This is a genomic window from Microbulbifer sp. ABH2_005, from assembly GCF_056160005.1.
This window is the reverse complement of sequence record NZ_JBSWWI010000001.1, coordinates 2,496,181-2,519,596: the sequence shown is the minus strand read 5'-3', so window position 1 is coordinate 2,519,596 and position 23,416 is coordinate 2,496,181. Positions and strand designations below refer to the sequence as shown.

Annotated in this window: 20 protein-coding genes; 12 read left to right on the top strand and 8 right to left on the bottom strand. The window is 53.1% G+C overall.

Annotation, left to right across the window (positions count from 1 at the left end; genetic code table 11):
- The first annotated feature begins 42 nt into the window (after positions 1-42).
- From ACXAFI_RS11005 to ACXAFI_RS10995, 3 genes are all read left to right on the top strand, one after another.
- Complete coding sequence (locus tag ACXAFI_RS11005; protein ID WP_152453077.1) at positions 43-504, top strand: DUF3429 domain-containing protein; 462 nt, start codon at positions 43-45, stop codon at positions 502-504.
- Positions 505-578: 74 nt separating this feature from the next.
- Positions 579-1,208, top strand: a complete 630-nt coding sequence (locus ACXAFI_RS11000; protein WP_475108837.1) for a malonic semialdehyde reductase — start codon at positions 579-581, stop codon at positions 1,206-1,208.
- Between the two features lie 58 nt (positions 1,209-1,266).
- On the top strand, positions 1,267-2,244 hold the full coding sequence (locus ACXAFI_RS10995; RefSeq protein WP_475108836.1) for a hypothetical protein: 978 nt from the start codon (positions 1,267-1,269) through the stop codon (positions 2,242-2,244).
- A gap of 46 nt (positions 2,245-2,290) precedes the next feature.
- Here ACXAFI_RS10995 and ACXAFI_RS10990 read toward each other — a convergent pair whose 3' ends face one another.
- The gene (locus ACXAFI_RS10990; protein WP_475108835.1) at positions 2,291-2,746 is read right to left on the bottom strand and encodes a DUF2269 family protein; all 456 of its coding nucleotides are present in this window, start codon (positions 2,744-2,746) and stop codon (positions 2,291-2,293) included.
- An 88-nt stretch (positions 2,747-2,834) separates the two neighbouring features.
- On the opposite strand from ACXAFI_RS10990, the gene ACXAFI_RS10985 reads away from it, so the two are divergent.
- Positions 2,835-3,302, top strand: coding sequence for a YpsA SLOG family protein (locus ACXAFI_RS10985; RefSeq protein WP_152453085.1), 468 nt, complete (start codon positions 2,835-2,837; stop codon positions 3,300-3,302).
- Here the strand turns inward: ACXAFI_RS10985 and adiC are convergent.
- From adiC to ACXAFI_RS10965, 4 genes are all read right to left on the bottom strand, one after another.
- Positions 3,292-4,773 (bottom strand): arginine/agmatine antiporter, encoded by a 1,482-nt coding sequence (gene adiC / locus ACXAFI_RS10980; RefSeq protein ID WP_256366420.1) that lies wholly within the window; start codon positions 4,771-4,773, stop codon positions 3,292-3,294. The two genes, ACXAFI_RS10985 and adiC, sit on opposite strands and share 11 nt — an antisense overlap.
- Entirely contained in the window at positions 4,770-7,076 is a 2,307-nt protein-coding gene (locus tag ACXAFI_RS10975) for an Orn/Lys/Arg family decarboxylase (RefSeq protein ID WP_475108834.1), read from the bottom strand. Before ACXAFI_RS10975 ends, adiC begins: the two co-directional genes overlap by 4 nt.
- 67 nt (positions 7,077-7,143) lie before the next feature.
- Complete coding sequence (locus ACXAFI_RS10970) at positions 7,144-8,856, bottom strand: thiamine pyrophosphate-dependent enzyme (RefSeq protein WP_475108833.1); 1,713 nt, start codon at positions 8,854-8,856, stop codon at positions 7,144-7,146.
- 27 nt (positions 8,857-8,883) lie between these two features.
- Complete coding sequence (locus ACXAFI_RS10965; RefSeq protein ID WP_475108832.1) at positions 8,884-10,581, bottom strand: FMN-binding glutamate synthase family protein; 1,698 nt, start codon at positions 10,579-10,581, stop codon at positions 8,884-8,886.
- A 360-nt stretch (positions 10,582-10,941) separates the two neighbouring features.
- Here ACXAFI_RS10965 and ACXAFI_RS10960 point away from each other — a divergent pair, with 360 nt between their 5' ends.
- Positions 10,942-12,225, top strand: coding sequence for a condensation domain-containing protein (locus ACXAFI_RS10960; RefSeq protein ID WP_475108831.1), 1,284 nt, complete (start codon positions 10,942-10,944; stop codon positions 12,223-12,225).
- A 148-nt stretch (positions 12,226-12,373) separates the two neighbouring features.
- Here ACXAFI_RS10960 and ACXAFI_RS10955 read toward each other — a convergent pair whose 3' ends face one another.
- Positions 12,374-13,525, bottom strand: coding sequence for a saccharopine dehydrogenase NADP-binding domain-containing protein (locus ACXAFI_RS10955; protein WP_475108830.1), 1,152 nt, complete (start codon positions 13,523-13,525; stop codon positions 12,374-12,376).
- 490 nt (positions 13,526-14,015) lie between these two features.
- Here ACXAFI_RS10955 and ACXAFI_RS10950 point away from each other — a divergent pair, with 490 nt between their 5' ends.
- From ACXAFI_RS10950 to ACXAFI_RS10935, 4 genes are all read left to right on the top strand, one after another.
- A complete protein-coding gene (locus tag ACXAFI_RS10950; protein ID WP_475108829.1) occupies positions 14,016-15,320 on the top strand; it encodes an NAD-dependent epimerase/dehydratase family protein in 1,305 nt (434 codons plus the stop codon).
- 19 nt (positions 15,321-15,339) lie between these two features.
- Entirely contained in the window at positions 15,340-16,644 is a 1,305-nt protein-coding gene (locus tag ACXAFI_RS10945) for a condensation domain-containing protein (RefSeq protein WP_475108828.1), read from the top strand.
- Between the two features lie 76 nt (positions 16,645-16,720).
- A complete protein-coding gene (locus tag ACXAFI_RS10940; RefSeq protein WP_475108827.1) occupies positions 16,721-17,548 on the top strand; it encodes a glycosyltransferase in 828 nt (275 codons plus the stop codon).
- Complete coding sequence (locus ACXAFI_RS10935; RefSeq protein WP_475108826.1) at positions 17,545-18,474, top strand: NAD-dependent epimerase/dehydratase family protein; 930 nt, start codon at positions 17,545-17,547, stop codon at positions 18,472-18,474. The genes ACXAFI_RS10940 and ACXAFI_RS10935 overlap by 4 nt, the downstream gene beginning before the upstream one ends.
- Before the next feature lie 20 nt (positions 18,475-18,494).
- On the opposite strand, the gene ACXAFI_RS10930 is transcribed toward ACXAFI_RS10935, so the two are convergent.
- Both ACXAFI_RS10930 and ACXAFI_RS10925 read right to left on the bottom strand, forming a co-directional pair.
- Positions 18,495-19,220, bottom strand: a complete 726-nt coding sequence (locus tag ACXAFI_RS10930; RefSeq protein WP_475108825.1) for a UDP-2,3-diacylglucosamine diphosphatase — start codon at positions 19,218-19,220, stop codon at positions 18,495-18,497.
- Between the two features lie 35 nt (positions 19,221-19,255).
- Entirely contained in the window at positions 19,256-19,765 is a 510-nt protein-coding gene (locus tag ACXAFI_RS10925; protein ID WP_152453099.1) for a peptidylprolyl isomerase, read from the bottom strand.
- A gap of 212 nt (positions 19,766-19,977) precedes the next feature.
- Here ACXAFI_RS10925 and ACXAFI_RS10920 point away from each other — a divergent pair, with 212 nt between their 5' ends.
- From ACXAFI_RS10920 to ACXAFI_RS10910, 3 genes are all read left to right on the top strand, one after another.
- Complete coding sequence (locus ACXAFI_RS10920) at positions 19,978-21,651, top strand: glutamine--tRNA ligase/YqeY domain fusion protein (RefSeq protein WP_444921844.1); 1,674 nt, start codon at positions 19,978-19,980, stop codon at positions 21,649-21,651.
- A gap of 87 nt (positions 21,652-21,738) precedes the next feature.
- Complete coding sequence (cysS, locus tag ACXAFI_RS10915) at positions 21,739-23,115, top strand: cysteine--tRNA ligase (protein WP_475108824.1); 1,377 nt, start codon at positions 21,739-21,741, stop codon at positions 23,113-23,115.
- Positions 23,116-23,225: 110 nt separating this feature from the next.
- The gene (locus tag ACXAFI_RS10910; RefSeq protein WP_444921846.1) at positions 23,226-23,414 is read left to right on the top strand and encodes a DUF3012 domain-containing protein; all 189 of its coding nucleotides are present in this window, start codon (positions 23,226-23,228) and stop codon (positions 23,412-23,414) included.
- Positions 23,415-23,416 lie beyond the last annotated feature (2 nt).

Genomic DNA, 23,416 nt, shown 5'->3' with positions numbered 1-23,416 from the left:
GTCGGAAATTCCTTTCCCTTACTGTATGGAATATTACACAGCATGGATAGTAGCGGCTATCAGCAGCCGGTGGTGGATACCCGTCTGTTTGACATCCTGGCTTATTTGGGACTTTGTCCTTTTGTTATCGGGTTGTTGCTACAGATAACCGAGGTCTCCTTGTTGGGCATTGATGCCCGCTTATTTTTTACCGCTTACAGCGCGGTGATACTCAGTTTTTTATGTGGTGTCTGGTGGGGTGGGGCACTTAATCGCCCCGGTCATCCGCATCGGATGGCGTTGGTGTTTCTCAGTAACCTAATCGCACTGGCCGGTTGGGTTGGATTGCTTTTGTATCAAAGCCCTTGGGGCTTGCCCATCCTCGCAATTGGTTTTGCATTTGTGGCCTGGATGGAGGCCCGTTTGAATCCAAATTTGCCTGGCCGGGAGCAATACTTTCGCACGCGCAGTATCGTTACCTATCTTGTGATCGCTTGTCACCTCGGCATGATGCTGCTGTCTTAACGCCTTCGTTGGCAGTTCCTCAGACTTATTGAAAGCTAGACTTTTACCTGAAAACCGACAAGGAAATGCCAGAAATGGAGCCGATTACCCCCTCAGCACAAGACCAATTATTTTTTGACGCCAGGACACATAGTTACTGGCAGGATAAACCAGTACCGCAGCCGCTGCTGAAAGAGTTGCATGACCTGGTCAGGATGGCACCCACCAGCGCTAACTGTTGCCCGATGCGGGTTGTGTTTATTGTGAGCAAGGAGGGCAAGGCAAGACTTAAACCGGCCTTGAATGAGGGCAATGTCGAGAAAACCCTGTCGGCTCCGGTTACGGCAATTATTGCGCACGATATGCGTTTTTATGAACACCTCCCCAAACTGTTTCCCCACGCACCGGCCCGGGAGTGGTTTGCCGATAATCCAGAGCTGGCAGAAACTACAGCGTTTCGCAATGGTTCAATCCAGGGAGGCTATTTCATCTTGGCGGCGAGGGCTCTGGGGTTAGACTGCGGTCCTATGTCGGGGTTTGATAACGCACTCGTGGATCACGAATTCTTTAGCGATAAATCCTCGGCTCCGGCTTTTGTACAGGAGCATTGTCCAGAGAGCCACATTAAATCCAATTTCCTCTGTAACCTCGGATATGGCGTGGATGCCAAACTGCACCCGCGCAATCCTCGCTTTGAATTCGATGAAGTATGTCGGGTCGTTTAATCATGCGGAGAAAATGCCGCTTGGTGTTTATTGGTATTGCTAAAAGTGGGCAGGATTAATGGCTCATAGACCGTTGCAGAATTTATCTCGCCCTGAGGAATATTTTTTACCCAGGGATGAAGAGGTTCTGTATGAATTATTTGGGCGTGACATTAGTCGGCCGGTCGTCGAGCGTTTTCTCGCCTTACAGGATATCGAGTATTTACGCTGTGTCTCTTCTGAATATAAAGGTATTTACCAGGCAGACCAGATGTTGTTGGACTGCTATGCCAGAAAGATCAATGAAGAGGCGGTTTTAGATGAGAAACTATTGTTCACTAAAGCGGAGTTTGAGCCGATCATTGCGGCTTATAGAAGCGAAGCACAGTACATGAACCTGGGGGAGGATAGGGCGACCTTGCCTCATGATGTGATTTCGACTGAGGAGTTTGTGCTGCATTTGCAGGCCACAATTGCTAGAGCTTTAGAAAAAAAGAAAGAGGCTGATGACTTTGTCGTTGTGATTCCAACCACTAGCTATAAAGGGGAGCTTATCCCCAAGGCGATTTGCAGTAAAGCCAAGCTGGATGATGAGACTTTCAAAAGGCAGTGCCAGTTGGGCTTAGTGCGCAATCAGCACCTGCAGTATGTGTTGAGTAAGTCCTATCTTTGGACCCTTGCCCATGCTTGGCCCTTTATTACTGGCAGTGAGGTGGGTGAGGGGCGCTTTCGCGGTGTGGTATTTAGACAGTTCGATCTCAATTGGGGCACCATTGCCTGTGATCTCGATAGTGATACCAATGTCTTTGTAATTACTGATGCTAGCTGTTCCGGGGGCGAGGCTGAGCATATTCGCAGCCGCTTGCTAAGGTGTGATAAGCGCGAGAAATCCGCCATTATCATTCCGCTCTGCAAAAGGGCAGCCTTGAATCGGTTGAGTAAAAACTCCGAAGGATATGCCGAGATTGTTGCGGGTGTTGTGCTGGATGATTTTAAACGGCAGTGGAAAGATATTGGGCAGAGAGCGAGTTATAAGACCCTGAGAGGCGGAAATTAAAGTTGGAAGCCTAACTTAAGGTGAGTCAGTCAGGTTACCCAAATTGCTAAAAAGAGGGTTTGGAGACCATCAGGTAAACGATCGCAACTGTTAGAGGAAAGGCCAGCGCACCCAGTAGGCACCATGTCCGCATAATTTTGCGTATTTTACCGTGGTTATTCTCCTGGTTGGCATGAGAGCGCAACTGATATTGCAGGTAGACCACCGGTAGCCACAGTAGGAAGACAGCGAGGGTCAATCCGGCGGCTAGTTGCAGCCACGTTTGCTGAATCCAGGCCGGATTTATCATCAGCATGCCCATGGCACTGCCCATCAGCCCAAGCACGGCGCTGCCGGTGAAAATCCAGTCCGCCCGCACTGTTTCCTTACTTACCCACTGGATTACTTGTGAATCGCCGGACAGCCAACCGCGCAAGGTATACCAGGCAATTCCGGTGCCGGTACCGAGTACGATAATGGCGCAGAGGATGTGTAGTGTCTTGAGTACGAGGTAGTAATTCATAAACGCGCTGACCAAATTAAGCGGGAGTAAGGTAGGGCTTTGAGCGGGAATTTTCAATTCTATTGGTTTTCATAGGTTTTCTTTGAGCATGATCTTCAAACCGGAAAAAATCATCAGTGGCGGACAAACTGGAGCGGACACCGGCGGATTGATCGCTGGGCAACGTCTGGGTATTGCTACCGGTGGCGCCGCACCAAAAGGCTATTTGACCGAGGAGGGGGCGCGAGCGGAATTTCTGAAAGGCTTTGGGTTAATTGAGCTGCCGACCAAAGATTTGGCAGAGCGAACGCGGGAAAATATACGCAACTCCGATGCGACCTTAATTTTTACCGACAATCCCAACAGCGACGGTACTGCTTATACCATCCGGTTCTGCCGGGAAATGGACAAGCCGTACTTGATAGTTGATCCCAGGGAAGACTGCTGCAGAAAAATACGAGCATTTATCGATAAAAATAGACCGTTTGTGTTGAATGTGGCTGGTAATAGGGAATCAAATTCCCGTGGTATTACCCAGCGGGCGATTAAAATAATCCAGCAGGTATTTAGTGGTTAATTGCCTGCCCAAGTGGCAGAGGATCGCGCAAGCGAATCTCTAAATCGGTGTATTGGCCAACTGAATACCAGAAAAATACGCAAAGTGCGGTGATTGTCGCCCCAAGGGTGAAATAGTGTACCCATCTGGGTTCGGGACCACCGGGTAGCAAGTGTCTCTCTTCGACGCTGCGCCGGCGATTTAATATCAACGCATAGAAAATAACGGTGCTGATGACAAAAATCAGTGACCATCGCGTTTGCTGGCCATCTGAGCCTACCAGTGCCACCAGGCAATAGATGGCGGCAATCAGCAGTATCACGGTAAACAGTATGTATTGATGATGTGGCATTTTGCCGTAGGCGAGCACTCGCAGAGCGATTGCCGAGTAGATATAGGGTAGCAATGTCATGATGACTGCTACCGAGGCTATCTTGCCGAACTGCTGGCTGGCGCTAGGAGAAATAGTGGCGAGCACCAGCAAGGACATCAGAATGGCTACCAGTGCCAGGCCGAATGAGGGCACACCTTTCGCGTTGGTTTTGGCAAAGGCCTTGGAAAAGAGTCCGTCATCGGCGGCGGCCTTGGCAGATTGACCCACCAAAAGAATCCAGCCTCCGAGTGATCCGATACATCCTATAGCCGCACAGATGGCCACAATATTCGCCGCAGTATTGCCCAGCGCCAGGCGCGCCGCATCGGCAAAGGGTGCGGAAGAGGCGATCAACGCTTTGTTGGGTAGCATGCCCATAATGACCGAAGAACTCAGCACATAAGCTACCGATGCCAGCAGCACCCCACCTACGGTGGCGATAGGTACATTGCGACTGGGGTTCCTTACCACCGCAGTGGATACGGAGGCAGTCTCTACCCCAATAAACGCCCACAGGGTAAAAGTTAAAGTGGTCATGATTGCGCTGGTATCGCTCTTGCCGGAGACATTCCATCCGGCGCTGAACGTCTGGCTGTCGAACCAGAACCACCCAAAAAGGGCAGTGCCGAGGATCGGAATCAGTACCAGGCTGGTGGTGAGAGACTGTATTCGCCCGACGATATGCGGCCCCAGGATATTCGCGTAAGTGAGCAGCCAGATCAGTGCCACCTGGGCCAGGGCAAAGGTAAATGGGTCCTTGAGGGGTGGGAAGAAATGGGTGATGTAGCCCAGCCCGGCGGTAATCAGTGCGACGTTACCGATGACATTGGCCAGCCAATACACCAGGTTGGTTTGATAGCCGATATAGTCGCCGAAGGCCTGGCGCGCGTAGGCATAGGGCCCCCCGGCGGCTGGGTCTAGGGCGGCGAGGCGGGCAAAAACCAGTGCAAGTGATACGGCGCCAACGATGGTAATGAGCCAGCCGACTAGGGAAATACTGCCGACAACCGCCAGATTGGCCGGAAGCATAAATACCCCAGAGCCCATCATATTGCCAGCCACCATCAGTGTGGCGGGCACCAGTCCGATTTTATTTTTCTCCGCGGGATGAGGAGCTATGGCGCGGCCCCCCGGCTCAGGGCGTAGATATAGTAGCGCCCCTCGCGTACTTCCACTCCATGGTTATCGTGGCCGAAACCGGGAAACTCCCGGTCGAAGGATTCCAATACCCGCAAGTATTCCAGCGAGGGGCTGCCCTCACTGCCAAAATTCTCCCCGGGCATCAACAGAGGGATACCGGGTGGGTAGGGAATAACCCCTGTTGCCGCAGTGCGCCCGGCCAACTGATCGAGAGGGAGTAGTTCCACCTCGCCGCGTACCAGGGCTTCATAGGCCTGCACGGGGCTGTAATCGGCCTGGGGCAGGGCGGAAAAACCGGCGGACATTTTTGCCGTGCTGCGCAACTCCTTCATTCGGTCAAACATTTTTTGCGCTAAGTCCCGCAGGCCCATCTCCGTATAGCCCGGGTACTTTGCCAGTAGGTTGGGCAGGCACTGACTGAGGGGCTGGTTAGCGTCGTAGTCCCGCTTGAAGGCGAGCAGCGCATTGATCAGGGTGCCCCATTTGCCTTTCGTAATGCCGATGGAGAAAAGGAACAGGATGGTGAAGTCGGTCGTTTTCTCGACAATGATGCCGAGGTTATCCAGATACTTGCTGATAATACCGGCTGGAATACCCCATTGTGCGAGTTGGCCGTTGCGCTGCATGCCTGGGGTGGTGATTGAGACCTTGATGGGGTCGAGCATGCAGTAATTTTTTTCCAGCTCGCCGAAGCCGTGCCAGGAGTCGCCGGGGTTCAGCAGCCAGCAGCTGGCTTCGTTACAGAGCAGCTCTATGGGGGCGCTGTGAAAGGCGTATTTCTGGCCACTCGCCGGGTCTGTCACCTGATCCGGCTGCCAACCGTCAAAAAACCACTCCCCTTTGTCTTCATATTCCCGTTTGAGCCGTGCCAACACCTGGCGAAAAGCCACCGCCTCGGCAATGGACTCGCCGGTGAGCGCCGTGCCACCGGGGCCGTCCATCATCGCGGTGCTGACATCATTTGAAGCCATGATGGAGTAGAGCGGCGAGGTGGAGGCGTGCAACATAAACGCTTCGTTAAAGCGGCCGTGCTCGATGGGGCTGCGCCCGTCGCGGATATGGATCATGGAAGCCTGTGATAGAGCCGCCAGTAGTTTGTGAGTGGACTGGGTGGCGAATTTGGTTGGGCCATTATGGGGCTCGGCATCATCGCTGTCGTACATAGCGAAGCGATCCCGGTAGATGGGATTGAAGCGGGCATAGGCATACCAAGCTTCATCAAAGTGCAGCCGGTCGACGGACTCACCCAGCAATTCCTCCACCCGGCGCACGTTATAACAGAGCCCGTCATAGGTGGAGTTGGTAATAACCGCATGCACCGCGCGCTGGCTGTCGGTGGTGCGTGCCAGGGGATTGTTCTGGATCGCTTGGGATACCGCCGCTTTCGTCAACTGATCCGGGGGAATCGGTCCGATCAATCCGTAGTGATTGCGCAGAGGCACCAGGTAAGCGGGGATGGCGCCAGACATTGTGATGGCGTGCTCCACCGACTTGTGACAGTTGCGGTCGCACAGGGCCAGTTGGCCGCGGGTCACAGAGGCCATCACAATCACGCGGTTGGAGGTGGAGGAGCCGTTGGTGACATAGTAAGTACGGTCAGCACCGAACACCTTGGCCGCGTAGCGCTCTCCGGCGGCAATTGGCCCGGTGTGATCGAGTAGGGAACCCAGCTCTGTCACAGAAATGGACAGGTCCGAGCGCAGCATGTTCTCACCAAAGAAATCGTAGAAGGCGCGGCCCGCGGGGGATTTTAGGAATGCAGTGCCGCCGGTATGGCCGGGTGTGTGCCAGGAGTATTCATGTACACGGGCGAAATGGGTCAGGGCGGCAAACATCGGCGGCAGTACCGCATGGCTATAGCGCTCTATTGCCCCTTGAATGCGCCCACCGATAAAAGTGGGGGTGTCCTCCAATATCCAGATAAAGTCATTGGCCAGCTCCAGGGCGCGTCGTGGCATATTGCTGACGGTTTCGCGATCGGCCAGTAGGAATACCGGCAGCTGTAAATTGCGCGCTCTCAGCTGTTCCAGCACATTTAACGCGGGCAAATGGCCGCTGCCCGGTAGCTCCCAATTTAGCAGCAGGCATTGTATCGCTGGGTTGGCGCGCAGCATGGCACTGGCGTCGTCACTGGAGACCGTGGTGATCAGGTCGATGCGGCGCTGCGCCAGCTCCTCTTGCAGGCGCGCGGCGGCGCGACCGGGAGCGCTGTTGCTGGCGATCTCCCCGCTGGCGAGTAGGGCCAGCATCCCGGTGGGCACTTGTTTTCCGAGCTGGTGCATGGCTCTCCCGCCTGGGTTGCGCTGGGTTGCGCTGGGTTGCGTCTGGGGTCGAGCTGGGTGGCCCGTGTCAGCGCAGAAAGTTGTCTTTCAGCAGGTCGACCACTTCATCGGCACGCCCGCTGAGTATGGCCTTGAGGCCAAACAGCGCGGTGGAGGAGACCTGTTGCGCCGTGACCTCCGGAGGCATGACCAGTTCCAACCGATTTACAGTAACATCTAGCAGGGCCGGTCCTTTCGCCGCCAACCAGCGCTTCATTGCGTCCTCTAGATCATCGGCTTGCTCGACTTTCTCTCCGTGAATGCCAATGACTTCCGCCATGCGACTGAAGTCGGGATTCTGCAAATCGGTAAAGCTATCTAATAGCCCTTCGATACGCTGCTCCATTTCCACAAAGCCGAGGGAGTGATTGTTAAAGACCAATAGTTTGAGTGGGATTTTTTCTTGTACCAAAGTCAACAGATCCCCCATCAGCATGGTCATTCCCCCATCGCCGCACATCGCAATTACCTGGCGGCTGGGGTCGGCTTTGGCCATGCCCAGGCCCTGAGGGTAGGCATTAGCCATGGTGCCGTGGGAGAGGCTGGTGAGAAAGGAGCGTTTGCCATTGGCGCGTAGATGGCGCAGCAGCCAAACCATGGGAGAGCCGCCATCGGCAGTAAATACGGCCCCATCGCTGGCCAGTTTGTCCAGGGTTTGAGCAACAAACTGGGGGTGAATCAGTTTGGGGTCGGGCTCGTGTCCTCGATCTTCCAATTGCTCCAGGTCTTTTTGATAGCGACCGAGCAGGTCTTGGAGAAATTTTTTGTCGCTGCGGGCTTTTAGTTTTGGCAAAAGGGCTTCAATGGTTGCACCGACATCGCCTACCAAGCCCATATGAATGGGGGTGCGGCGACCAAGGTGGGAGGCCTCTATGTCCACTTGGATGATGGTGGCTTTTTCCGGGTAAAACTGGGTGTAGGCGAAGTCGTTGCCCAGACACAACAACAGGTCACAGGTCTGGATTGCACGATAGCCGGCGGGGTTGCCGAGAATGCCATTCATGCCGATGTTGCAGGGGTTGTCGTACTCTAAAAACTCTTTGGAGCGGGTGGTATGTACGATTGGGGCGGACAGGTGTTGCCCCAGTTTGACTACCGCATCGTGAGCAAAGCGGCAGCCAATGCCGCCATAGATAACAATCTTTTCGGCCTGGTTCAGTTTTTCCGCCAGTGCATCCAGTTCCTCATCAGTGGGGCGTGCTAACCACTGGGGGCGATGGACTGCCCAGGGGATCGAGTCTTTCACCTTGGTTTTGAAGGTATCACCACTGATCTCAACCACGGCCACGCCTCGGTGGTTGAGTGCGGCTTGGGCGGCCTGGCAGATAATACGGCGCGCCTGCTTCGGGTCGGAGAGGGTTTCACAGAATACCGAGCACTGCTCGTAAAGCTTGATCTGATCGACATCCTGTGGGAATCCCAGCCCCTGCTCGGCACGGTCGATACGGGAGGCAATCAGCAATACCGGTGCGCCGTTGCGGTGGCTCTCGAAGATACCGTTGAGAAAATGCAGGCTACCGGGGCCGGCAGTGCCGGCACAAACACTCAGCTCACCACTCAGATAGGACTCACCGCCGGCAGCAAGGGCGCCCACCTCCTCGTGGCGAACATGCACCCATTCCAGCTTGGACTGGCGCACGGCGGAGGTAAAGTGATTGATGGTATCGCCGACGATGCCGTAGCAGCGTTTTGCCCCGGCTTTTACCAGGGCATCGACAACAATCTCCGAAACGGTCTCCATGGAAATCTCCAGTAAAAGGGGCTGGGGCTATAGGCGTCGCAGGGCGGAGTGATCATCGTGATGAGCCAGATTAACCGCAGGCTGAAATGAGTCGGCCCTCGCGGCCTGCCACCAGTGTCGGTAAGGGGTTTCATCGGGTGCGTCTATCAAGGACTTCTCATTGAGGAAATGCCAGATTCGATCGATAGGGTATGACTCGGTGCCATTGATTCGGTGGTAGAGGTGATAGGGCTGTAGATCCCGCGGTTCGGTTAAACCTGCGGCGGCGATAATATCCCCAAGGGCCTCCAGAGTTTTCTCCTGAAATGCCGCAGCGCGCTTACTCTGCACATCCACCACCAGACCGCGCTGGCGTTGAGGGTCCTGGGTGGTGACACCCGTGGGGCAGGTATCGGTGTGGCAGCGCCGCGACTGGATACAGCCAATGGAAAACATAAAAGGTCGCGCGGCATTGCACCAATCAGCGCCAATCGCCAGGCAGGCAGCCAGTTCTGAAGCAGAGTAAATTTTGCCGCTGGCGGCCAGCCGCACTTTATCCCGTAAGCCGGTACCCACCAGAGCATTGCGCACCACGATCAACCCCGACAGTAGCGGCATGCCCACATGGTTGGATAATTCCAGCGGTGCGGCGCCTGTGCCCCCTTCGGCGCCATCTACCACGATAAAGTCGAGATATTTTTTCGTTTCGAGCATGGCTTTCATAATGGCCAGCACTTCAAATACCTGCCCTACACACAGTTTGATACCCACCGGTTTGCCCCCAGATAGGTTGCGCATCTGGTCGGCAAATTCGAGCATTTCAACGGGGGTCGAAAACATTGAGTGTGCTCGTGGGGAGACGCAATCCACTCCTGGTTTCACTTTGCGAGTGGAGGCGATTTCCTGGGTGACTTTTGCACCGGGCAATACGCCCCCATGGCCGGGTTTAGCACCCTGGCTCAGTTTAATTTCGGTCATCTTTACCTGATCATCACAGGCTTCTCGAAAAAGGTCGGGATCGAAACTGCCGTCATCGTGGCGGGCTCCAAAGTAGCCACTTCCTAATTCCCACACCAGGTCACCGCCGTGTTTACGGTGGTAGGGGCTGATACCGCCCTCTCCGGTATCGTGATAGAAACCGCCGATAGCGGCGCCCTTGTTTAGAGCCTCAATCGCTGGGGCGGATAGGGCGCCGAAACTCATGGCGGAGATATTTAATAGCGTTGCCGAATAGGGCTTTGCGCAACGACCGGAACCCACCTCAATGCGGGACTTCACATCCGCTTCTTTGGCCGGGTTAATAGAATGTGTGAGCCACATATATTCATCGCTCTGCACATCCAACTGGGTGCCAAAGGGATGCATATCCGAGAAGCCGTCGGCGCGAGCGTAAACCAGCCGCCGCGCCTCATAGCTAAATGGCTTGCCTTCCTCGTCACCTTCCACCATATAGGCGCGGAAGTAAGGACGCAGATTCAGGAACATCCAGCGGATGCGGCCGGCAACAGGAAAATTACGTGTCACATTCCAGTAGGGCTGCAGCATGTCGTAGATACCCAGAAGAACCAAAGATAGGCTCAGCAGCAGGGCGATTACCCACCAAGCATCGACTGCGATGGTGAGAATTAGAAATATCGGGGTCAGAACCAGGGCGGTCACCGGAATGATCGCGCGCTTGATTCCATTTCTACTGGCGTAAGCACGCCAGGCTGAGGAGATGATCATAGTGGGTGGGTTCAATCTCATTACAGGGAGTTCCGATAATGAACCTAGATCATCGCGCGGGGCTTTGCTGCTATATACCCTCGATCTGCCGCAAAACAGGCCGCTCAAGGTGTGAATCTTACCAAGTAGCTTTTTTTAGGCGTATAAACAATCTTTATGCGTGTAATTAATATTGTCGAGTAATTAGTGCAGGGCGAGTGGCACAGTGAGTCGCTCGTTTATTCTCATCTTGAACATACAATACTCATTAAGGGAGCCTCTGAATAATTTCGAAATGCTTCTGCAGGGTTAAAAGGTTTTAGATATTAGGTGCACCACGTCGTGAGGGCTGCCTGGCAGAAATTTGGCAGAAAGATTATTGAGCGTTCATGGGAGAGAAGCATGTCGGGATGGGAACAGTCTGCAGATGTGCCTCTGTCAATCACAGAGCGGAGTATCTACAACTTACATTACCGAAAAGCCCTGGCGGATATGATCGCCCGCGCCATAAATATCAAAGGGCCTCTTCAAGTTGACCTGTTCAGGGAGGCGGTTCATAGAACCGTTAACACTTACCCCATTTTTCGCTGCCGCTACACCAGGGAGCCCGTTAGACGCATTTTTGTTGATGTCGAACTGGATATCATTGATGTCTGTGACATGAGTGATGCCCATATAATGAGCTTTTTAACTCAATACAGTAATGCGCCAATAGCGTTGCAGTCGGATCAACTCTTGGGGTTAAGTCTGATTCGCACGGGAGAGGCTGAATACATTCTCTTGACAAAATGTCATCATATTATTGCCGATGGCATTAGCTTGGCCCTGCTTTTAGAGTTGGCTCTAACTGCTTACCTGGATCTCGAGCATGGCGCAAGCTTCCGGTCCCAGCCCGAAACGATTGACTTTGCCGATTATGTAAATTTCGAAAATAACTATATCCACTCCCAGCGAGGACAAAAAGCTCTGCAATATTGGCGGGACAAGCTCAACCTTCAAAGAAACGCTGTTGAGGTGGCGTCAGTTGGAAAAATGGTCTCGCTCTATTGCGAAGATTTGGCTTATACCCTGGAACCGAGAGAATTTTTACATATAAAAGAGCGTGCTAGGGCTGCTGGGGTCAGTCACTTTGCTTATCTGTGTGCCGCATTTCAACAAGCTTTGTACGAACTCTTACAAAAAGAGTTTTGGATGAATGTGAGTTTGTCACTTCGGATAAAAAAAGAACATAGGCAGATTTTTGGACCCATGTTTCGCTTGGCAAATCTGGCTGTGGTGGTTGAAGAAGACTGGGCGGAAAAATTACAGCGTTTGTCCAGGGAAATACAATATGCCGTGCGTACAGTTTATGTGGCGGACTCAATAGGCCCCCATGGAATCATCGGTAATAACCTACCAGCTCCCTGTACCTATTTGGTCAACTACTTGCAAACGGAAGTGCATCAAGAAGGATTGCAAGCTGCATATAATGCCGCGGGCTCTGATTGGATTGCTATTAATGAGAAAATTAAAATACGTTCGTTAGATCTCCCCGCCCGTATCAGTCCCTATGGCATTTATCTCTCCTTGGCGGCTTACGATGGATATCTCCACAGTAATTTTGTTTATAACGCCAACTGCTTTAGTCGAGACACCCTACAAAAACTTAGTGAACGTTGGCGCTGTATCTTAATGCACGGGTATTAGGGCTTATACAGATAAGCCGAAGTTAAACCAAACTTGAAAATTACCGGGAAATACTGGTGGTCTTAAGCTGCATATGACTTCGTTTGTGTCCATCATCAGCTCGTTAGCTTGCCTGCAGAGTCTCATAAAGACAGAGGTCCAAGGCTTTTCAGTAAGCAAGTGCGGGCATACGCTCACGGGAGTGGCTTTCTATTGAGGTCACAACGGAGTGATCATTTAATTCAAGTAGAATCTCATCCAGGCTGAGAAGTTGCCAGCATGCCTTTGCCCCAGTCTCTACCATTTCTCCACGTAAAAATTTGCGAGCTAGGGCCGCCGCAGGAGCCGCTGGAATCCAGGGACCATCGCCATTCAGGCCGAGCACCTGCCAGCAGCGTGAGGCAGTTTCACCATGGGTATTTTCCCCTATGGCACGCACAATCATGCCGCCGTGTGGGGTGCCTCCCGGCCAGCGTTCGCTGAGTTTGTGGCCGAGTTGGGCGATGCGTGCGGTAGTTGCGGGTAGCTGTAGGCGAGATAATTGGGCACAAGCGGACAGGCCGATTTGCAGGGTGAGTGGCTCCAACCCGGTAGCGAAGCGGGCGCTGTGCATCTCGGGGAAATACTTCGGGAAGAGTTCCAGATCGGGCACATCAAAATCGCACAGCCAGCGTTTACCTACCGGGTGGGCGAGCTTGATGGGGCGTAGATTTTTTCCTGCATGGGATTCACGCCAGTAGCCGCCCTGTAGTTGTGGAAAGCTATGGCCGAGGGATTCAACACCGGCGCGTACGGTTGCCAGGCCGCGGTCTATACGGTGTGCGGGTGCTATAGCGATGTCGACGGAATGAATAACCGGCAACTCCAGCTGGATTTCGGCGATTGCGGCGGAGCTCAGGCCGGGCAGGCTGCTGGCACCAGACACCATGGCTATTCCCGCAGCTTCTGCTGCAGGTGATAGGCGATGGAAGTCACACACGAAGCGGCGGCCATCGGAGATATCGATGTAAGGTGTGCGGGATTCGATACAGGCTTTGGCGACTCGGTAATCCGCCTCTTTTTGAAAAGGTCCTGCGCAGTGAATCAAAAGATCCAAATGTAGGGCTTTCAGTTGCGCGGACAGGTTAATGGCGTCTCTTTCCAGGCGCAAGCCTTCGGCGAGCCCACCGAGTTCTTCAGCGCATTGATCCGCCTGAGCCTTGTTGCGGCCGGCAATAATCAGCTGGATATCGGGCTCAGAACGCAACATATGCGCGATGCGCGCGCCAAAATTGCCGTAGCCGCCAAGTATTAATACCCGTTTGTTCAGGTTGTTGATCACCTGGATCGCACTCCTCTCCCCTGAGGTCAGAGAGGATCATGCAATGGGGTGGTGGCGTAAATCAAGAGAATCTTGGTGTCTGTGATCAATCGATTGGGTAGTGGTTTGGTTCAATTTGGCCTAGCAAAGAGGATTTTGACGAAAAATAGCAGTTTCTAGGGGGCAGCCCTTGCGCTTGAATGGCATAACCTTCTTTACCGAACTATATTCCCTATCCGCGCCAAGCTGGTGCCTGTTGGCAATCCGATTGGCGCCATTAAACCCCAGGTTTCTGCACAAGGCTCCGGGTTTCTCTAGGATTCTAAGGGGGAGCGCTTTTTTCTCACAGTACTCCCTTTGGCCGAATGGATGGGTGGATTGTAGGCGCTAATCAGTGACACCACCCACTAGCTGGTCAATAGCCAGCAGTCGCCTGGTTAGTGGTCTTGTATATTATTTATTCATTTATAGCTTTCGGTATTTGGCGCGAATTTTCTCTGGGGAGGCAAATATGCGGCAAAACGGTAATGCCCGCATTTTGGTATTGGGTGGTGACGGATTCTGTGGCTGGCCTACGGCACTGTATTTATCGAGGCAGGGTTACGCTGTCACTATCGTGGATAATTTTTCACGACGCCTTATCGATGAGGAATTGGGGGTGGAATCCCTGACGCCTATCGAGAGTATTGGGCAGCGTATTCAATGCTGGTGGGAAATGACCGGGCTCAACATTGGCCTGCATAGGCTGGATCTTGCCTGTGATTACGATCCCCTTGTGGAGTTGATTGCAGAGACCAGGCCTGCTGCGATTGTGCATTTTGCCGAGCAGCGCGCTGCGCCATACTCCATGAAATCCTCGCGTCACAAGCGTTACACGGTTTCCAACAATATCAATGCCACCAATAATCTTCTCGCTGCCGTGGTGGATGCGGGTGTCGATACGCATGTCGTCCATCTCGGTACTATGGGGGTTTACGGTTACGGCTCTGCGGGAATGAAGATTCCAGAGGGCTACCTGGATGTGGAAATACCCCTGGAAAATGGACAGAGGGTTTCCCAGCAGATTCTCTATCCGACCAACCCAGGCAGTATTTATCACCTGACCAAGTCTCAGGATCAGCTGCTCTTTGCCTACTACAACAAAAACGATGGTGTGCGAGTTACGGATTTACACCAGGGGATCGTTTGGGGAACTCAAACTGCAGAAACCGCCCTGGATGAGCGCTTAATCAATCGTTTTGACTACGACGGGGATTACGGCACTGTACTGAACCGTTTTCTTATGCAGGCTGCTACTGGTCATGAGTTGACGGTTCATGGCACTGGTGGGCAGACACGCGCATTTATTCATATCTCCGATACGGTGCGCTGTATCCAGCTGGCGATCGACTCCCCTCCCGCAGTGGGCGAGCGTGTGCGCATTATGAACCAGATGACCGAAACCCACCGGGTGCGCGATCTCGCCAAGATAATTGCTGATGCCAGTGGAGCCAAGGTGGCATTTGTCGATAACCCCCGCAACGAGGCCGCAGAGAACGAGTTATTTGTGGAGAATGACAGCCTGTGTAACCTGGGCTTGAAGCCAACTTTCCTGGCTCAGGGGCTGATGGAGGAAATCTCTGAAGTTGCCGGAAAATATGCGCACCGCTCTAATCCCGACCTGATCCCATGTCGCTCCTACTGGCGAACACGAAAAAACCAGGAAAGTTCTCTTTGTGAAGGTATTGGTACAGATACTGAGGATAGTGCTGAGGCGCCACACCTGCGCCAGGTATTGGGTGGGGCACAGAATTTGATTGGGCCCACTAGCTCGTAGCCGGCAATAGGCGTTCCCCATGCCAGGCTGGGATTGCTCCACCCGTGTGCCTCTGTCAATTACTGAACAGAGCATTTACAACCTCAATCACCGCAAGGTGTTGGCTGACCTGATTACCCGTGCCATGCGCATCAAGGGCGATGTGGATGTCGAGTTGTTTGAGCGGGCCATTCCGTTGGTTGTAAATTCCTATCCTATTTTTCGTTGCCGCTATCATGATGAGCCGGCGGTTCGAAGCTTTGACGATATCGAGCTGGACTATATGGATATTCGTCATATGAGTGAGGCGCATATCACCAGTTTCCTGCGCCAGTTCAGCAGTTCGCCCATGGATTTAAATTCGGATCAACTACTTGGTCTCAGTCTTTTTCGGACCGGCGAAGATGAATATATTTTCTTGACCAAGTGTCACCACATTATTACTGATGGCATTAGTCTTTCACTGTTGTGGGCAGAATCCCTGACTGCTTACCTGACCATGGAAGCTGGGAAGCCTTATAGGCCTCGGGGAGAAGCTACGGATTTTGCTGACTATATCAATTTTGAAGACACCTATCTCGAATCGGAGCGTGGGCAAAAAGCCAGATATTACTGGCGTAACAAGTTGGAGCTACAGCATGAGGCTGTTTGGCAGGCCTCGCATCAAGAAATTGTTTCAATTATTTGTAAGGAGGCGACCCTCAATATTGAGGGCAGAGAGTTCGAAGAAATCCAGGCCAATGCCGGCGATGCAAAGGTCAGCCTGTTTGCCTACTTGTGTGCCGCTTACCAACAAACTCTATGTGAATTTCTTCACCATGACTTTTGGCTGAATACCAGCCTGTCACTGCGTTTAAAGCGAGAACACCGGTATATTCTGGGGCCCATGTTTCGTTATGGAAACCTTTCCGTTTGTAGGAACGAATCCTGGCCGGAAAAGCTCACCCGGCTGTCGCAAGAGATCAAACGTGCAGTGCGCACGGCCTATGCTGCAGACTCTATCGGCCCTCATGGCAGCATCGGCCATAAACTTAATGCCTCCAATTGTTTCCTGGTTAGTTTTCTTCAGACCGAAGAGCATCATGAAGGCTTTAGTGCTGTATATACCGGTGAAACTTCAGACTGGGTGGAAGTTGGCGAGAAATTGAAAATACATACGACCCCACTGCCCACACGTTTAACCCCCTACGGAATTTATCTTTCAATAGCGGCTTATGGAGGCCAGCTTCGGGCGAGCTTTATCTATAATGTGAACTGTTTCAGTCTAAAACAGGTGGAGTGTATTATGGATCGATGGCGTCTTCGCGCGATCCATGGCTCGCAAGAGAAAATGCCCCCTCTATGATCCATCCCATAGGTTTTTTCTGAGCATTTGGCAGTGCGTCCCCCTAATGAGTATCAAGTAGTGTGCAGTTGTCGCCATGTCTCATTGTGCCTTTGTTACCCTCATCAATAGCCCAGAGTATGTGATTGGTGCAGTCGCTCTAAAGCGCTCATTGGAGAGGGTGGGAAGTATCTATCCTCTAGTTACAATGGTGGTCGCCGATTGCGTTAATACAGCGCCGCTGGAATCTTCTGGATGCTTGGTGCAGGAGGTCAACCTGCCGGATTTTTCCGAAGCATTTATTCGGCGTCATGAGCGCGAGAGGTTACATCGGCGTGCGCCTTTCGATAAAGGGAATAAGCCTAGATTTCATGTTCCATTGAACAATTTCTGCAAACTGGCTCTTTGGCGTTTGGAGGAATATGACAAACTTGTGTTTCTCGATGCAGATGTTCTAGTGCTTCGTAATATTGATCACCTGATGGATTACCCCGAGTTTTGTGCTGCACCTAACCTCTATGAAGACTTGGATGGCTTTGGACGGATGAATTCCGGCTTGTTTACTGCCGTACCCTGTGAGGGCACTTATCAAAAAATGCTGAAATTGCTGGATCGACCCGGCGTATTTTGGCGTCGCACCGACCAAACTTTTTTACAGGCGTTTTTTCCCCGCTGGCACGGTATACCTTATATCTACAATGCTTTGCAGTATCTGTATCTGAACTTACCTCAATTATGGCTGTGGAGCAGTATTCATGTGATTCACTATCAATACGAAAAGCCTTGGCAAAAGGACCATGGGAAGGCGGAGCAGCTCAGACCGCTGATCGATTTGTGGTGGGCTGTCAATCAGGGGCGCGATATCAGTTTAAGAGTCGAGCAGCTTGCGCGTGAGCAGCGCCAATCGTCGGGTGGTGCCTTGTGAATATCGGTATCACTGGCGCTAGTGGTTATGTCGGGCAATTTATTGTTCGCTACTTTCTCGATCATGGTTACAAGGTGCGGGCAATGTCCCGTTCGGGGCGCAAGTCGGGCTTATTTCCCTTTGCTGCGGGCAGTAACTTTGAGTGGGTTGCTGGCGATATGGCAGATCGCAGTGTTTTATCCAAATTTGTGAGGGGGCTTAATGCGATAGTGCACTGCGCCTATGACCATTTGCCCGGTCGCTATCGAGGTGGGGAGGGGGAAAACCTCTCCAGGTATCTCGATTCCAATTTGAACAGCACGCTGCTGTTGATGCAGGTGGCTCACTCTGCTGCCGTGGATAAATTTGTTTTTATTTCCAGTAGGGCGGTGTACGCGACGGGGTGTTTGCGCGGCAGTTTGTACGAGCATCAGGCGGTGCGGCCCGATACATTTTATGGGGCTTATAAATCGGCGGTGGAGGCGATGGTCTGTGCCTGGGCTCAGCAACGGCAATGGCATGCGGTTTCCCTGCGCCTCACCGGAGTCTATGGTGTGGTAAATCCTCTGGAGCGCAGCAAGTGGTATGACATTGCCCGTGCGGTGGTCAGTGGGGAGCCCTATACCCAGGCCAGAGTTGCCACCGAGGTACATGGAGAAGATGTAGCTCGAGCGGTAGAGTTGGTGCTGACTGAGGAGGATGCCAGGGGTCGGGCAGTAAATTGCAGTGATCGCCTGGTGAGTTACCGGGAAGTGGCTGAGATTTTGCAGTCCATGTTGGGAACGCGTAGCCCTCTGCCCCCAGAGCCTCGGGAAGAGCCGCCAGCGGTAATGGACTGTGCCTATTTGCAGGGCAAGGGCTTCAAGTTTGGCGGGGTAGAGCGCTTGCGACACAGCCTGCGCCTACTGGCGGAAGCTGTGAAGCTCGAGCAAAGACTCTACCATTAGCGGGCGTAGTGATGGGGTGGTCAGCCGATTGGCCAGTGCACGAGCTCCAATGTTTCGCCGTTCGCTTTCAGGCACCATGCATTGTGATCCCAGTCTCCCAGTACAATGCGCTCCGCAGGGGCATCATTAATGGAGAAGGGGTGGCGGCCCGGCCTGTGGGTGTGGCCGTGGATCAAAATGTTCGCGTTGTATTCACGCATCACTTTTTCCACTTCCTCAGGGGTGACATCCATGATGTCTTCCGCTTTGCGGCTGTTCATGGCTTTGGACGCGGCACGAATCTGTGCTGCGATAGCGCGGCGCTCTTCCAAAGGCTTGGCTAGCAACCCCTGCTGCCAGTTGGGGTCCCGCGCCTGGCGACGGAAAGCCATGTATTCCTCATCGCGGGTACATAGGCTGTCGCCATGCATCAAAAGTACTTGCCGACCTGCCAGAGTGAGGGTGGTTGGGTCCTGCAGCAATACTGCCCCTGTGCGCTGGGCAAAATCCGCACCGAGTAGGAAATCGCGGTTGCCGTGCATCAGATACAGTTCCACCCCGGTGCCACTGTAGTGGCTCAACTCCCGCACTACTTCATCGATCAGGGGGGCATCGTCGTCATCGCCAATCCAGGCCTCGAAGAAGTCGCCGAGAATATATAGTGCCTCGGCACCGGCGGCAGGGCCGCGCAGGAAATCAAAGAAAGCCTGAGTGATCTCTGGACGGCTCTCATCGAGGTGCAGATCGGAAATAAAATAAATAGACAATGTCCCCGCCTTAAAGCCTAAATGGGCTCGAAAAATTACTTATCTGCGTAGTCGTCAGAAATGCTGATGCCGGTGATTTCGATGGTTTCCAGAGGTACGTCCTGGTGGAAACCCTTGCTGCCGGTTTTTACGCTCTTGATCTTGTTGACCACGTCCATACCGTTGGCCACTTTACCAAACACGCAGTAACCCCAGCCCTGGGTGTCCTTGCTGCGGAAGTTCAGGAAGTCGTTGTCCTTTACATTGATAAAGAACTGGGAGCTGGCGGAGTGTGGGTCCATGGTGCGGGCCATGGCCAGGGTGCCGGTGTCATTCTTCAGGCCGTTGTCCGCTTCGTTTTCAATGGACTCACGGGTTTCTTTCTGCTCCATATCGGGGGTCATACCGCCGCCCTGAATCATGAAGTTGTCGATCACCCGGTGGAAAATGGTCCCAGTGTAAAAATCATCACGGCAGTACTGCAGGAAGTTGGCTGCAGTCTTTGGGGCCTTGTCGAAATCCAGTTCGATAGCAATATCTCCGTGGGTAGTGTGCAAGGTGATCATAAAATGTCCTATGAGGGTTGATTTCGGCCGGCATGATACCTTTTCGTCAGGAGCTGTAAAACGCCGAGTCACGATATCATAATGGATTGCCTAAAAAGTGTGCGCCAACAGTAAAAATCATCGCCTGACACTCAGCTAAATAGGATATTCTGTGGCTCAACTAGGGTATAATTCGCCGTTTATGTTCGCACAGCTGTAAATAAGAGAATCCTATGACATCCGAGAGCAAGCCCGCTCACTTTTTACAGAACCTAATTCGCGAAGACCTGGCAGAGGGCCGGGTATCCCAGGTGGCAACCCGCTTTCCACCGGAGCCGAATGGATATCTACATATTGGACACGCCAAATCCATCTGCCTGAACTTTGGTTTGGCTCAGGAGTTTGGCGGCACCTGTAATTTACGTTTTGATGACACCAACCCGGCTAAGGAAGAGGAAGAGTTTGTCGAGGCGATTAAGCGCGACGTCTCCTGGCTCGGTTTTGAGTGGAATGGCGAGGCCAAATATTCCTCGGATAATTTTGATCAATTGTACGAATGGGCACTGCACCTGATTAAAGATGGCAAGGCCTACGTGTGCGATCTGTCCGCAGAAGAAGCTCGTCACTACCGCGGCACGCTGAAAGAGCCGGGTAAGAACAGCCCTTACCGGGATCGCTCCGTCGAGGAAAACCTGGCGCTGTTCGAGAAGATGCGCAACGGTGAAATGGAAGAGGGCCAGTGCAGCCTGCGCGCCAAGATCGATATGGCTGCGCCCAATATCAATCTGCGCGACCCGATTATTTACCGCATCAAAAAAATGGCTCACCACCAGACCGGTGATAAGTGGTGCATTTATCCCAGCTACGATTTTGCCCACGGCCAGTGTGATGCAATTGAGGGTATCAGCCACTCTATCTGTACCCTGGAATTCGAAGATCACAAGCCACTGTACGACTGGTTGATCGAGAATCTGCCGGTGCCCTCGCGCCCGCGTCAGTACGAATTTGCCCGCCTGCACCTCAACTACACCGTGGTGTCCAAGCGCAAGCTCAAGCAGTTGGTTGACGAAGGCCATGTAGACGGCTGGGATGATCCCCGCATGCCGACCCTGTCCGGTATGCGCCGTCGCGGCTTTACTCCGGCCTCCATTCGCAACTTCTGCGAGATGATCGGTGTCACCCGTTCCGACTCCGTCGTCGATGTGGGCATGCTGGAATACAGCATTCGAGACGACCTGGATAAAAATGCACCGCGCGCTATGTGCGTGATGGAGCCTTTGAAGATCACCCTGAAAAATTACCCGGAAGGTCAGGAAGAACTGTTGTCAGCACCGGGCCACCCGGTGCGCGATGACCTGCCGGCCCGTGAACTTCCGTTTGGCCGCACTCTCTATATTGAGAAAGAGGATTTCCGCGAAGAGGCCAACAAGAAGTACAAACGCCTGGTGCTGGGTAAAAAAGTTCGCTTGCGCAATGCCTATGTCATTTTTGCCGAAGAAGTGGTGAAGAACGATGCCGGCGAAATTGTAGAAGTGATCTGCTCGGTTGATCTGGATACCCTGGGCAAAGACCCAGCCGACGGCGTTAAGCCGAAGGGTGTTATTCACTGGGTTTCTGCGGATAAGAATGTCGATTGCGAAGTGCGTCTCTACGATCGCCTCTTCAACGATGCGGCGCCGGATGCCGGCGGTAAGAACTTCCTTGACTGTGTAAACCCGGACAACCTGCAAATCCTAAAAGGCTGTAAGGCGGAAATCGGCCTGGCCAAAGCGGAGCCGGAGCAGGGTTACCAGTTCGAGCGCAACGGCTACTTCTGTCGCGACAGCAAATACGGCAGCGCAGAAGCGCCGGTGTTTAACCGCACCATTGGCCTGCGCGATAGCTGGGCGAAAGAGCAAAGCAAATAACAAAACAGGTCACTGTCTGAGGGCAGTGTTTGGAGGCTGGGCCAATGATAGGCCCAGCCCAGTCAGCAAAAGAGTTTGAGAGAAGAGATGTCTCTACAGGTCTACAACACGTTTTCCGGCAAGAAAGAACCTTTCGTACCACTGGTGGAAGATCAGGTGCGCATGTACGTGTGTGGCCCCACTGTGTACAACCGCGTGCATATCGGCAATGCCCGCCCTGTAGTGGTGTTCGATACCCTGTACCGGGTACTAAAAAGAAATTTCAGCGATGTGATTTACGCGCGCAATATCACCGATATTGACGACAAAATCATGAAGACCGCGCGGGATAACGGCGAGGAAATCGGCGTGCTGTCGGCGCGCTATGCCCAGGCTTACTATGAGGATATGGCCGCGCTCAATAACCTGGAGCCGGATATCGTCCCCTACGCTACCCAGCACTTGCCGGAAATGATCGCGATGATCGAAAGCCTGCTGGAGAAGGGTCACGCCTACGCCGCCGAGGGCCATGTGCTATTCGCGGTGGAGTCCATGCAGGAATACGGTCAGCTGTCCAAACGCTCCCTCGACGATATGCTCGCCGGTGCGCGGGTGGAAGTTGCACCTTACAAAAAATATGCCGGTGACTTCGTATTGTGGAAGCCCTCCTCAGAAGAAGAGCCAGGTTGGGACAGTCCCTGGGGCCGTGGCCGTCCTGGTTGGCACCTGGAGTGCTCGGCCATGATCAAGAAGCACCTGGGTGACACCATCGATATTCACGGTGGCGGTCGCGACCTGACTTTCCCCCACCACGAAAATGAGCGAGCCCAAAGCTGCTGCGCCAATGGCGTGGATTTTGTGCGCTACTGGATGCACAACGGCTACGTGAATATCGACGGCGAGAAGATGTCCAAATCCCTGGGTAACTTCCGCATGGTCAAAGACCTGTTGGCACTTTACCCTGGCGAAGTACTGCGCTTCGCATTGCTATCTGCCCACTACCGTTCAGAACTGAATTTCAGTGCTGACCTGCTGGACCAGGCTTGGCGCACCCTGGATACCCTCTACGGTGCCCTGCGTGAAACCGAAGTGGTTGAGGCGCAAGCGGCAGATTTGGCCGGCACCGCTTTTCTTAAAGCGCTGGAAGATGATCTAAATACTCCCATCGCCATTAGCGAACTGCACCAGATCGCCCGCGATTTGAACAAGGCCGAAGACGCCGATAAAGCGCGCCTGAAAGGTTTGTTGCTGGCGGCCGGTGAAATGCTTGGCATTTTGCAGCAAGACCCGGAAACTTGGTTCAAGCAGGCCCGCGGTGGCGAAGAAACGATTTCCGCAGAGGAAATTGAAGCGCTGATTGAAGAGCGTGTGCAGAGCAAGAAAAACCGTGACTTTGCCCGCGCCGATGAGATTCGCGAAGAGTTAAAATCCAAAGGTGTGGTACTTGAGGATAGCCGCGAGGGCACTAAGTGGCGCCGCGAGTAGGGCGCCTCTAACCCCTAAACGACATCCTTAAACTACGCTCACTGATTTCTCCCTGGCTGGTCGCAGCTGGGGAGAAAAAGCCATTCGAATTTCATTTGTAGAAGCGAACCATGAGAAAAGTACTCGTTTTAATCAGTTCCGCTGTAGCCCTTGTCGCACTGACCGCCTGTGAGCCCAAACGTGGTTCCGACGCCTGGTGTGAAAAAATGGATAAAGTACCCAAGGGCCAATGGACTTTGGATGATGGGCGTGACTACACCAAGTACTGCGTCTTCAATCAAAAGCCGGAAGAGGAATAAGC